The organism is Pseudomonas sp. ACN5 (genome assembly GCF_002303975.1).
GTDB classification, from domain to species: Bacteria; Pseudomonadota; Gammaproteobacteria; order Pseudomonadales; family Pseudomonadaceae; genus Aquipseudomonas; species Aquipseudomonas laurylsulfatiphila.
Map to the genome: position 1 here is coordinate 1 of NZ_MRCP01000025.1, position 12,572 is coordinate 12,572.

A 12,572-nucleotide genomic window follows, 5' to 3' on the forward strand; every position below is an offset into this window, starting at 1 on the left:
CACAAAACCTGTGGGAGCGGGCTTGCTCGCGAAGGCGGCGGGTCAGAAAAGTTGATGTTGGCTGACACGACGCCTTCGCGAGCAAGCCCGCTCCCACAAGGGGTAGGGGGAGGTTAGAGGCTGCGTACTACACGGAATCCGATCCAGTCGCCACGGGTCTGCGGGTCGATGTCGTTGCGGTTGCCCGAACGGGAAAACACCGGTGCTTCGCCCCAGTCGTTGCCACGGATGCGCAGGGTGTCGCAGTCGGGCTCGGTCCAGGCGCTGCCGTCGGTGGGTGCGCCGACGTAGTCCGGGTGGTAGCAGTCGGCGATCCACTCGTAGACGTTGCCGTGCATGTCGTACAGGCCAAAGGCATTCGCCGGGTAGCTGCCGACCGGCGAGCTGTAGCTGTAGCCGTCGGTCGGGCCGTAGGTGTTGGCGTGGGTGGCGATGCTGTATTCGGTGCCGGGGTCGAACGGGAAGGGGAACGCGCCCGTCGATCCACCACGGGCCGCGTACTCGCGCTGGGCTTCGCTGACGATGTGGTAGTGCTGGCCGGTTTTCATCGACAGCCAGGCGACGTAGGCGCTGACCTCGGCGAAGTTCATGCACACCGCCGGCTGGCGCGGGCCCTGGGGGTAGCTCGGCTTGCCGTTGGTGCACGCGCGGCCGGGGCGGGTGTCGCCGTCGGGCAGGGTGATGCCGGTTTCCTTCATGTATTGGTTCCATTCGTCGGCGGTGATCTGGTAACGGCTCATGGCGAACGGTTTGTCGAACGTCACCTCATGCATCGGGCCTTCATCAGGCTCGCGGCCGACTTCGTCGTCCGGAGTACCCATGGTGAAGGTGCCGGCGGGCAGCACGACCATTTCCGGGCAGTTGCGGCAATCCTTGAAGACCTTGCCGGGCAATGGCGCAGTGTAGGCCTGGGCGAGGCCGGGCAAGGCGCTGCCGAGCACGGCCAACAGCGTCAGGGCGCCAAGTTTATTCAGGGTATTTTTCATAATGGCTCTCGCTCAGTCAGGCCTGGTTGGCCAGCAGTTCCATCAGGCGGTCGATATGCGCTTGGGTATTGAGCAACCCCGGCGACACTCGAATGATCGGCCCGACATCACGGTCCACGGCATCACACACCACGCGCTGATCCATCAGGTAGTTGGCGACTTCTTCGCAGTCGCGGTTCTTGATGCGGAAGAAGGTGAAACCGGCGGAATACTCCGGTGACAGTGGCGTCACCAGCTCCACCGACGGGTGCTGCTGCAAGCGTTTTTTCAGGTAGCTGTTGATGTCATGGATGCGTGCCGCGACCTCGGCCTTGCCCAGGTCCAGGTGCAACTTGAAGGCTTCGGTCAATGCCCAGCGGTGTTCGAACGAGTGATAGCCGCCGTAGGTCATCACCGTGGAAAACTGCGTGGCTTCGGAGAAGGTCGGGATGGTCGGGGTCACGTCCTTGAGCTCGTCGGAACGGGCGCAGATGATCCCGGTGCCCCGTGGGCCGAACATCCATTTGTGGGTACCGGCGATGAAGAAATCGCAGTGCATGTCCGGGAAGTCGAGGTTCTCCACGCCGAAGCCGTGGACGCCATCGATCACGTAGAGGATGCGATCCTTGTCCTCGCGGCCACGGTTTTTCTCTTCCACCAGTTTGCCGATTTCGCCGATGGGCAGCTTCACGCCGCTGCCGGAGTGCACCCAGGTCATGCCCAGTACTCGGGTCTCGGGGCGAATGTTGCGTTCAATCGCGGCCAGCACTTCGGCGGTCGAGACCTTGTACGGGTCTTCGAACAATTTGATCTTGCGAACCTGGGTGCCGTCCTTCTGGGTGCGGTATTCGAACACGCTGTTGGCGGCGTAGTGCTCGTGTTCGCTGGTGAGGATCTCCTGGTCCGGGCGCACGTGGATGCCGGCGTAGATCATCGCCAGGCCTTCGGTGGTGCTGCCGGTCAGGGCGATCTGCGACGGTTTGGCTTTCAAATAGCGCCCGGCCCAGACGCGCACCTCTTCTTCGCGGCGTTCGGTTTCGCCGCGATGCCAGTCCATGGCCAGGCCGGGGTTGCGATCGAGGTTGGCGCGGTGCATCTCGATGGCTTCACGCACCGGACGCGGGTGCGAGGTCACCAGGAAGTTGGCGAAGTGCAGGTAGTTCGGGTCCTGCGTGAACAATTGGCGCAACTGGTCCCATTTGTCCTTGGGCAAGGGTGCCGGGGTCGCGGCCAGTGCCGGCAGGTTCACGGCCGAGGCCAGGGGAATGCCGGCCGCCAGAATACCGGCCTGCTTGAGGAATGAACGACGGTTGGTCATGGGTTCGGTTCGCTTTGGCAAAAGGAGAAAATCAGTTCTGGACCACGGGCCGGGAGGATTTTTGCACCTGGTCCCAGACCCGCAGGAAATTGCCGCCCCAGAGCTTGGCGATGTCGGCCTCGCTGTAGCCGCGGCTGATCAGTTCGGCGGTCACGTTGCGGGCTTCGCTGACGTCTTTCCAGCCGTCGAGGCCGCCGCCATCATTGAAGTCGGAACTGATGCCGACGTGGTCGATGCCGATTTTTTTCACGGCGTAATCGATCGCGTCGCCGTAATCCTTGAGACTGGCCTTGGGTTCCTCGTCGAGGATCGAATAGAGCTGGCTGGCGTATTCGCCGAAACGCTGCTCGGGCCAGACGGTGATCACCGGGTCACCCGGCATCAGCGCCATTTCCAGGCCTTGCAGCGGTTGCAGGTCGAAGCGCGCGCGCAGGGCGTTGAGCTTGTCCTGGGTGGCCTGGCTCAGCGGGCGGATGTAGGTCGGGAAACCGACAATCTGCACCACGCCGCCGCTGTTCTTGATCAACTGCATTTCCGCATCGCTGAGGTTGCGCGGGATGTCCACCAGGGCGCGCGGCGCGGAGTGCGAGGCGACCATCGGCGTGCGGCTCAGGTGCGCGACCTGCTCCAGGGCCTTGGTCGACATCTGCGACACATCGATGATCACGCCCAGGTCGTTGAGACGCTGCACCGCTTGCTTGCCGATGTCCGACAGCCCGCCGAGGGCGTCCCGCGAATCATTGAAGAACGGCAGCGGCCGCGACGAGTCGGCCCAGGCGTTGTTGCCCACGTAGCTGAAGCCGAACATGCGCATGCCGCGCGCCGCCCACTTGTCCAGGGCGTTGAGGTCATTGCCCAGCGGGTAGGCGTTGAGCATGCTGATGAAGATTGCGAACTTGCCTTCGCCGTGCAGGCGACGGAAGTCGTCGGGGGTGTAGGCGATGGCGACTTGATGGGGGAAGTCGCGCACCATCGCGCTGATGATCTTGTAGCGGGTTTCCTGCTCGTGTCGGGCCTCGTCGACGAAACCGGCGGTAGGGCGATGGGGCGCGTTGGGGCCGTTCCAGATTTCCGGCCAGCCGAAAATCGTCAGCGCCGCCCCGGACAGGCGCCCGCGTCCGGTCTTGACCAGGTCGAACTGGCCTTCGCCGTCCTTGTCGACTTCGTTGCCGGCGGTGCCGAAGTCCATCGGTATGGTGATGTGGCTGTCGAACGAGAGGATACGCTCCTGCAGTTGATCGGCCTGTTTCATCACCTTCACCGGGTAGCCGGGATTGTCCCTGAACCAGTAGTCCCAAGCCCCGAAGCCTGCCCCTGCGCTGATCGCCAGGGCCAGCGGCAAGCCGATGAAAAGAGCCTTTTTCGAACGTGGTTTTGTCATTGCCGTCTCAGTCAGGTTCGCCGTCGGGGGATCAGGCGCGGGGGCCTTTGCTATCTGGGGGGAACGTATGGCTGATCCAATAATTTAGGTGTTTGTGCCGGCCTCTTCGCGAGCAAGCCCGCTCCCACATTTGGAATGCGGTTACCTGTGGGAGCGGGCTTGCTCGCGAAGCTTTTAAATTTGTCAGGGCAACAAACGTTCTAGCTTGGATAAAGCCTGCTCCATGGCTGACACAGGTAGGGCAATGACGATTTCTCGACGATGGTTCCTCGCGGGTCTGGCGCTGACCGGTGCCGCTGTGCCTGCGGTCTATTACGGGCATCGCGAACTGACCAAACCGGACCCTGCGATCACCCCGGGCGAAGCCTCGTTCGACGTGGCGGACGTGGCCGGCCAGCGGTTGGCGGACGCCTTGCGCGGGGTGTGGCAGATTCGGTTCGAAGGTCGTGACGCCGGTCTCGAAGGCTTGCCACTGGAGGGGCTGGAGGTCTTTCTCGACATCGCTCACAAAGGTCGCGGCGTGGTCGGTTTCCTCGACACTGCCGAGCGTTTGCGCTCCACCGAGGAGCCCCGTTACCGGGTGCTCGGCGATCTGTCCGGGGCCAACCCGAAGCAGCTTGGGTGGCGACTGCTGGGCGCCAGCGGCTGTTGCGATTACGAATTCGACATGACTCTGGATGAGGTCTGGGCCGGTTTCGGTAACGCCGGCAGCGGCACTCTCAGTGGGCGCGTGCTGGACCTCAAGCGCCCGCTGATGCTGACGTCCCAGGACAATCGTTTCATTGCCGTCAAACGGACATTCCCTGAAGCACGTGAACGCAGCGGCCTCAATCCGGCCCTGCTGGCCTGGCTGGTATCGCCGGAGCACCGTCTGTTCCACCAGCTCTGGCATGCCTCCCGGGACAAGTGGCACAAGCTGTCCGAAGAGCAGCGCGGCGCCTTGCGCGGGCTCGGCTGGCAACCCGGTCCGCGAGACAGGGAGCGCGATGGCCGAGGTGTGCGCAAGGATCGCAACGGTTCGGGCGTGGACTTTTTCTTCATGCACCGGCACATGCTTGGCACGGCGCGTTCGATGCAGGACTTGCCGTCCTGGCCGCACTTCCCGTTGCCGCAACCGGAGCTGGCGCGGGACCGTCCTGGCTTCGCCCGCTACTTCGACAACCACGACGGTACCGCGCTGCCGCCGACCTGGCTGGCCGAGGACGATGACGAGTACACGCAATGGGTCAGTGACATCAAGACCGGCGAGACGTATCACAGCAATTTCCAGGTCTGGGAATCGCGCTACCGTGATCCGCGTTACCTGTCGACGCTGACCCTCGGCCAGTTCGGCTCGGAGGTTGAACTGGGCCTGCACGACTGGCTGCACATGCGCTGGGCTTCGGTGCCGCGTGATCCGTCCAACGGTCAGCCGGTGCCCTTTGCCCGTGATCCGGCAGACTTTTCCGCGCGCTGGTTCGCCGCGGAAAACGACTTCCTCGGCGACCCGTTTTCCTCCCATGTGAACCCGGTGTTCTGGCATTTCCACGGCTGGATCGACGATCGTCTGGAGGACTGGTTCCGCGCCCATGAGCGCTTCCACCCGGGGCAGGTCAGTCGGCTGCAGGTCAATGGCGTGCCCTGGTTTGCGCCGGGGCGTTGGGTCGAAATCGATGACCCGTGGCTCGGCCCGGTCACCCATGGCTGCAGCACCACGCCGGGGTTGCAGGCGGGCAAGTCAGTGGAAATGGACCCGGAAACCATGAAGCTGGCGTTGCGTATTACCTTTGGCGAGGACGAGAAGAAGCTGAAGGATTTGTTCCGCAAGGTGCCGCAGCGGCCATGGTATGCGCGCAATCTGAAGGCTAAACAGAGCCAGGCTTGATAACAGCGTTACCGTTAAATCGAGAAATCAGGGGCATTGATGTTGAATGTTCCTGCCCCTTCGCGAGCAAGCCCGCTCCCACAATTGATCTGTGAACACAGGTCAAAATGTGGGAGCGGGCTTGCTCGCGAAGGCGTCCTGACAGACACCACGATTAAAGAGCCTGCCACCCCCCACCCAACGCCTTGTACAACGCAATGCTCGCCTGCATCCGCGACAAGCGCAGTTGCACATTCAAATCCTGCGCCGCATACAGCGTGCGTTGGGTTTCCAGGACTGTCAGCAAATCCTCGGCCCCGGCCTGGTAACGGCTTTGCGCAATGTTGAATGCAGTCTGCGCCTGGCTCAGTTCTTCACTCTGCCACCCGCGCTGTTCGTCCAGCCCGCGAATGCTGTTGAGGGCTTTTTCGACGTCGGCGAAGCCGTTGATGATCGCGCCGCGATAGGTTTCCAGCAGTTCTTGCTGGCGTGCCGTGGCCTTGTCGCGCTGGGCGCCGAGGCGGCCGTTGTTGAACACCGGCGCAAGCAGCCCGGCGCTGAGGTTGTAGAAGGGACTGCGCAGAATATCGTCGGCCCGGTCGGCCCCGGAGCCGATTTCGGCGGTGAGGGTCACGGTGGGCAGCATCGCGGCCCGGGCGACGGTGACGTCGGCCTGGGCGGCGGCCAGTTGCGCCTCGGCCCGGGCAATGTCTGGACGGCGGCTGAGCAACTGGCTGGGCACCCCGGCGTCGATGGCCGGCCAGGTCAGTTGATCGAAGCGTTCCTGACCCAGCGACAGTGCCTGTACCGGGCGGCCGAGCAGGGCGGCGAGGCTGATTCGCGCCTCCTCGGCCTGTTGCCGCACCAGCGGCAGCTGGCGTTGCTGCGCCGCCACCAGGCTTTTTTGCTGCGCCAGTTCCAGGGCCGTGGCCGAGCCCGAATCGAAGCGGGTCTGCACCAGTTTCAGCACGCTTTGCGCATTGGCCAGGTTCAACTCGGCGATGCGGCTCTGCTCCTGCAACGACAAGGCTTGCGCGTAACTGTTGGCCACGCCGCTGAGCAAGGTCAATTCCACGGTGGCCTGATCGAACTCGCTGGCGTTCAGACTGAATTGAGCACTGTCGCGGCTGGCGCGCTGGCCGCCCCAGAAATCGATTTCGTAGCTGGCCACCAGGTTCGCATTGAAGTAGTCGACGGCGTCGTTATCGCTGTCGGCATCGAGCTGACTGTAGCCGCTGCCCCGCATCAGCTTCTGGCGATTGGCATTGGCCGAGGCCTTGACCTCCGGCAGTTGCGAGCCGCCGGCGATGACCGTGTCGGCCTGGGCCTGGCGCACTCTGGCGATGGCGGCGGCCAAGTCGTAACTGCCGAGGCGCGCCTGTTCGATCAGGCGCCCCAGTTGCGGGCTGCCGAAGCGGTTCCACCATTGTTGGTTGTCATGGACAGCGCCTGCGGTGTGCGGCGATTGCCAAGAGGCCGGCGGCCGGATACCGCTGTCGGGGCGCTGGGCCGGGGTGCCGCAGGCACTGAGCAACAGGCACAGGGTTAACACACTGAGTGGCGGCTTCATCAATCGATCATTCACTGGTAAGGGCCGTGACCGGGTCGAGTCGGGCCGCTTTGCGGGCCGGCATAAAGCCGAAAACAACACCGGTGACCAGGGCGCAGCCGAAGGCGCCCAGCACCGCTATCAGGGAGAACGCGACAGCCACTTCGCTGAAAATCAGCACGCCACCGACGATCAGCGCCAAGGCAATCCCGGTGAGGCCGCCCACCACCGAGAGCATCACCGCTTCGGTGAGGAACTGGCGCAGGATGTCGCGCTGGCGCGCACCGGTGGCCATGCGGATGCCGATCTCGCGGGTACGTTCGCGTACGGTCATGAGCATGATGTTCATCACGCCGATCCCGCCCACCAGCAGCGAAATGGCGGCAATCGAACCGAGCATCAGCGACAGGGTGTTTTGCGTGCGTGCCTCGGCCTGGATCATTGCGGCATTGTTGGTCAGTTCGAAGTCGTGCTTGCCGTCGTGCAGGCGCAGCATCAATTGCTCGATGGCCTTTTCGGTTTCCTTGACCTTGCGCGCGTCGGCGGCGGCGATGGCGATGTACTCGGGATTGTACGTGCCGAACAGGCGCACACTGGCGGCGGAGTAGGGGATGGCAATGCGGTCGTCGCTGTCGGAGTCGCCGGAGCTGGCGCCTTTTTCGGCGAGCACGCCGACCACCTGGAAGGGTACGTTTTCGATCAGGATGTACTGGCCGATCGGGTTGGCCACGTCCTTGAGCAACCTGGTCCGCACCTTGTGCCCGATCACTGCGACCGCCGCGGCGTTCTGTTCATCGGCGTGGGTGAAGTAGCTGCCCTCGACCACCGGCCAGTTGAAGATCGCCGGGAAGTTGGTGTCGTTGCCACCGACATAGCTCATGTGATCAAGGTTGCCGAAGCGCACCCCGGCCTCCTGGCCGTTGACCGGCATGATCCGCATGACCTGGGGCAAGCTGGCAATCGCTGCGACCTCATCGAGGGTGATGATGCCCATCGGCGTACGCGGGTTGGGCGCCGAGCCGCTGAGGTAAATGATGTTGGAACCGAACGCGCCCATCTGCGCCATCACCTGGCGCTTGCTGCCTTCACCCACGGCCAGCATGACCACCACCGAGGCGACACCGATGATGATCCCGAGCAGGGTCAGCGCGGTGCGGAACTTGTTGATCCACATCACCCGCCACGCCGCGTGCACGGCATCGACCAATTCACCCTTCCAGGCGCCGGTGGCTTCGGCGCCTTCACTCAAGCGCTTGCGCAGGTCGACGGCTTGTAGCGCACCCGGGTTGGCCGAATGTTGCGCGGTCGGGTTTTCACTGGCGCTGTCGCTGATGATCAGGCCGTCGCGGATCTCGATGATGCGTTTGGCTCGGGCCGCCACTTCGCGGTCGTGGGTGATGAGGATCACCACGTGGCCCTGGCTCGCCAGCTCGTCGAGCAGGCTCATGACCTCGGCGCCGCTGTGGCTGTCGAGGGCGCCGGTGGGTTCGTCGGCAAGAATGATGTGGCCGCCGTTCATCAGCGCACGGGCAATCGATACCCGTTGCTGCTGGCCGCCGGAAAGCTGATGGGGGCGGTTGCCGGTGCGCGAAGCCAGGCCGAGGCGCTCGAGCAGGGCGGCGGCGCGGGCGTGACGTTCGGCGGCCGGAGTGCCGGCATAGATGGCCGGCATCTCGACGTTCTCCTGGGCCGAACCCGACGGAATCAGGTGATAGCCCTGGAACACAAAACCGAAGGCTTCGCGTCGCAGCCAGGCCAGTTCGTCGCTGTCGAGGGCGGCGACGTTTTCCCCGGCGAAACGGTATTCGCCCGAGGTCGGACGGTCGAGGCAGCCGAGGATGTTCATCAGCGTCGACTTGCCGGAACCGGAGGCGCCGACAATCGCCACGAATTCCCCGGCATGGATCGACAGGTCGATACCGCGCAATACGTGAACTTCAGGCGCTTCGCCACCGCCGTAGGCTTTGCGGATGTCCGAAAGTTCGATCAGGGGCGTCTGCATTCAGCCGCCACTCCCGTCGACCGGGCCGATCAACAGATGATCGCCTTCTTGCAGGCCGTCGAGGATCTGCACCCGCAGGCGGTCACTGATGCCGGTGCGCACGTTGCGCTGTTCGATGCTGCCGTTTTTGGCGACCACTTGCGCGGTCTGCAGGTCTGGCTGTGCGCCGGTTTGCAGGGCGGCGATGGGTGCGGTGAGGACGTTCTGTGCCTGGTTGGCGACGAAGAACACCTGGGTGGTCATTTCCGCCATCAGTGCGTTGTCGGCGTTGTCGACGTCCAGCAGCACGGTGTACAGCACCACGCGGGCACTCCCGCTTTTGCTGGTGCTGGCGGGGCTGCCGCCGCCCTGGCTGGTCTGGTCCAGGGGCTTGGGCGGCACGGGGAGGATTTGCCGCACGGTGCTGGTCCAGCGCCGGGTGCCGCCGCTCAGGGTGGTGAACCAGGCGTGCATGCCGGGTTTGACGTGGCCGATGTCGGCCTCCGAGACCTCGGCCCATACAGTCATGGGCGACAACTTGGCGATGCGCAGGATCAGCGGTGTCTGCTGTTGGGCATTGAGGGTCTGGCCCTCGCGGGCATCCAGCGCCACTACTGTGCCGGCCATCGGTGCATAAATCCGCGTGTAGCCGAGCTCCGCCTGATCGCTGCGCAGGCTGGCTTCGGCCTGGCGGATCTGCGCCTGGAACATGTCGATGCGCGCCTGGGTCACGCGCAGTTCGGCCTGGGCGGTCTGCACGTCTTCTTCACGGGTGGCGCCGCCAGCGGCGAGGTTCTGCTGGCGCTGGTATTTCTGCCGGGCCAGTTCGTGTTGCGCTCGCTGTTCCTGCAGCTGCGCCTTGAGGTTTTCGATGGAGAAGCGTCCGGCATCGAGTTTGGCCTGTTGCGTGGACGGGTCGATTTCCACCAGCAATTGGCCTTCCTTGACCCGGTCGCCAACTTCCACGTGGATCTTGTGGATTTGCCCGGAGGCCTGGGCGCCGACGTCGACATAGCGCCGCGGTTGCAGGGTGCCCAGGGCGGTGACGCTGCTTTCAATGTCGGCGCGGCTGACCTGGACGGTGGTGAACTGGTCGCGGCCCGGCGGGATGAACTGCCAGGCGGCGACGGCCACCACGGGGATCAGACAAAGTGCTGCAAGCAGGGCGCGTCGGGTCTGTCGGGGGCGTTTCATGCGGGGTTCCGGCCTTGGGAAATCGGCCCGTCCGGGCAGAGACGGGGAGCTGTCCTGTAAACGTAGAAAGCGCCGGGGAATTTAGGTGGTGACACAACCCCTTGTAGGAGCGAGCTTGCTCGCGATGGACGTTAACGATAACGCGTGCTGTCTGGATCAACGCGTTGTCCTTGATGCCATCGCGAGCAAGCTCACTCCTACAGGGTTCGTGACTAAATGCCGGGAAAGGTGAAGCAGTACTTTAAATCTATATGAGAATTACTATAAATTACACTTCTCAAACTGCCACTATCGTGCCACTGCGTGTTCCAGCGGTCGCCGAAACGGCTCAAGGACAGCAACCGCACCCCCGTGCGGACGGGAGTCATGTTGGAAAACTACTATCGCGAGCTGGTGTGTTTCCTGAACGCCAGGCTGGGCAACCGTCAGGTGGCCGAAGATGTGGTGCATGACGCTTACCTTCGGGTCCTGGAGCGTTCCAGCGATACACCGATCGAGCAGCCCCGGGCATTCCTTTATCGCACCGCTCTAAACCTGGTCGTCGATGACCACCGGCGCAACGCCTTGCGTCGCACCGAGCCGCTGGACGTACTCGACAGCGAAGAAAGCTGCTTCATACCTTCACCGCACAAGGTCCTCGATCACGGCCAGCGTCTGGACATGCTCCAGCGTGCCCTGGCGGAACTGCCACGGCTGTGCCGCGAGAGTTTTCTGCTGCGCAAGATCGATGGCCTGTCCCATCTGGAAATCGCCGGACAACTGGGCATTTCCCGTGCGCTGGTGGAAAAGCACATCGTCAACGCCATGAAGCATTGCCGTGCGCGGATGCGTCAGTGGGAAGGCCACTGATCCTCCGGGATTCATCAAGCCCGGTTAAATTTTATTCCATTGTCCTCGTTCCTACTCAACAGACGACCTGTTGCCCTGCCCAAGGCCGGTCAGGTCACTTAGGTTCAATGCCCCGCTGTTGCGGGGAACATCCAGAGGACACTGGAAATGACACAGGCAATTGCATCGCCCCTCGTTCACGACCTGATCGGCGTCGGTTTCGGCCCGTCGAACCTGGCACTGGCCATTGCGCTGCAAGAGCGCGGGGCGAGCCAGGGCAACCTGGATGTGCTGTTTCTCGACAAGCAGGCCGACTACCGCTGGCACGGCAACACCCTGGTGACCCAGAGCGAGTTGCAGATTTCCTTCCTCAAGGACCTGGTGACCCTGCGCAACCCGACCAGCCCCTATTCATTCGTCAATTACCTCAAGGCCCACGGGCGCCTGGTGGACTTCATCAACCTGGGCACCTTCTATCCGTGCCGCATGGAGTACAACGACTACCTGCGCTGGGTGGCCGGGCAGTTCACGGCACAAAGCCGTTACGGCGAAGAAGTGCTGACCATCGAGCCGGTGCTGCACAACCATCAGGTCGAGGCATTGCGAGTGATCTCCCGCGATGCGAGCGGCCATCAACAGGTGCGCACCACCCGTTCGGTGGTGGTCAGCGCCGGTGGCACGCCGCGTATTCCCGAGGTGTTCAAGGCGCTCAAGGATGACGGCCGGGTGTTCCACCATTCCCAGTACCTGGCGCAGATGGCCAGGCAGCCGTGCGTGAACAACCAGCCGATGAGCATTGCGATCATCGGTGGCGGGCAGAGCGCTGCCGAGGCCTTCATCGATTTGAACGACAGCTTCCCGTCGGTGCAGGTGGACATGATCCTGCGCGGCTCGGCACTGAAGCCGGCCGACGACAGCCCCTTCGTCAACGAAGTGTTCTCGCCGGAGTTCACCGACCTGGTGTTCCAGCAGCCCGACAGCGAGCGCGAGCGACTGGTCAACGAGTACCACAACACCAACTATTCGGTGGTGGACATCGATCTGATCGAGCGCATCTACGGCATCTTTTACCGGCAGAAGGTCTCGGGCATCGCCCGTCATGCGTTCCATACCCTGACCACGATCGAAAAGGCCACCGCCAACGAACGTGGTGTCGAACTGGTGCTGCGCAACAACGCCACCGGTGAAGTCTCGGTGCGTCACTACGACGCCGTGGTGCTGGCCACCGGTTATGAGCGGCAGATGCACCGCAAGCTGCTGGCGCCGCTGGAAGAGTACCTGGGCGATTTCAAGGTCGATCGCAATTACAAACTGATCACGGATGAACGCTGCAAGGCCGGTCTCTATATGCAGGGCTTCTGCCAGGCCAGCCATGGGCTGAGCGACACCTTGCTGTCGATCCTGCCGATCCGTGCCGATGAGATTGCCGGTTCGCTGTATGAGCATGGCAAGCATCGCGGGCATGGGCGGTCGGTGGTGGATCTGTTGTTGGCCACGGCCAGCTGAGTTTTTC

9 protein-coding genes are annotated in these 12,572 nt (G+C 63.2%); 3 read left to right on the forward strand and 6 right to left on the reverse strand.

The window, feature by feature from the left end; genetic code table 11:
* Positions 1–113: 113 nt before the first annotated feature.
* The 3 genes from BSF40_RS29680 to pvdM are packed head-to-tail and all read right to left on the reverse strand — an operon-like array spanning position 114 to position 3,664.
* The gene (locus BSF40_RS29680) at positions 114–986 is read right to left on the reverse strand and encodes a formylglycine-generating enzyme family protein (RefSeq protein ID WP_095968018.1); all 873 of its coding nucleotides are present in this window, start codon (positions 984–986) and stop codon (positions 114–116) included.
* A gap of 16 nt (positions 987–1,002) precedes the next feature.
* On the reverse strand, positions 1,003–2,283 hold the full coding sequence (locus tag BSF40_RS29685) for an aminotransferase class V-fold PLP-dependent enzyme (RefSeq protein WP_095968019.1): 1,281 nt from the start codon (positions 2,281–2,283) through the stop codon (positions 1,003–1,005).
* 31 nt (positions 2,284–2,314) lie between these two features.
* Positions 2,315–3,664, reverse strand: a complete 1,350-nt coding sequence (gene pvdM, locus BSF40_RS29690) for a pyoverdine-tailoring dipeptidase-like protein PvdM (RefSeq protein WP_015094167.1) — start codon at positions 3,662–3,664, stop codon at positions 2,315–2,317.
* Between the two features lie 244 nt (positions 3,665–3,908).
* Here pvdM and BSF40_RS29695 point away from each other — a divergent pair, with 244 nt between their 5' ends.
* On the forward strand, positions 3,909–5,528 hold the full coding sequence (locus BSF40_RS29695) for a PvdJ/PvdD/PvdP-like protein (RefSeq protein ID WP_095968020.1): 1,620 nt from the start codon (positions 3,909–3,911) through the stop codon (positions 5,526–5,528).
* A 154-nt stretch (positions 5,529–5,682) separates the two neighbouring features.
* Here the strand turns inward: BSF40_RS29695 and BSF40_RS29700 are convergent, their stop codons facing one another.
* From BSF40_RS29700 to BSF40_RS29710, 3 genes are read right to left on the reverse strand one after another with little or no spacing between them, the layout of a single operon-like run.
* Positions 5,683–7,077, reverse strand: a complete 1,395-nt coding sequence (locus tag BSF40_RS29700; protein ID WP_095968021.1) for an efflux transporter outer membrane subunit — start codon at positions 7,075–7,077, stop codon at positions 5,683–5,685.
* A gap of 7 nt (positions 7,078–7,084) precedes the next feature.
* Positions 7,085–9,058: a MacB family efflux pump subunit gene (locus BSF40_RS29705; RefSeq protein ID WP_095968022.1), complete on the reverse strand. Its 1,974-nt coding sequence runs from the start codon at positions 9,056–9,058 to the stop codon at positions 7,085–7,087.
* Complete coding sequence (locus BSF40_RS29710; protein WP_095968023.1) at positions 9,059–10,231, reverse strand: efflux RND transporter periplasmic adaptor subunit; 1,173 nt, start codon at positions 10,229–10,231, stop codon at positions 9,059–9,061. It lies immediately after the preceding gene.
* A gap of 366 nt (positions 10,232–10,597) precedes the next feature.
* Here BSF40_RS29710 and BSF40_RS29715 point away from each other — a divergent pair, with 366 nt between their 5' ends.
* Positions 10,598–11,080 (forward strand): sigma-70 family RNA polymerase sigma factor, encoded by a 483-nt coding sequence (locus BSF40_RS29715; protein ID WP_015094172.1) that lies wholly within the window; start codon positions 10,598–10,600, stop codon positions 11,078–11,080.
* Positions 11,081–11,227: 147 nt separating this feature from the next.
* Positions 11,228–12,565 (forward strand): lysine N(6)-hydroxylase/L-ornithine N(5)-oxygenase family protein, encoded by a 1,338-nt coding sequence (locus tag BSF40_RS29720; RefSeq protein WP_095968024.1) that lies wholly within the window; start codon positions 11,228–11,230, stop codon positions 12,563–12,565.
* The last annotated feature ends 7 nt before the right edge of the window (positions 12,566–12,572 follow it).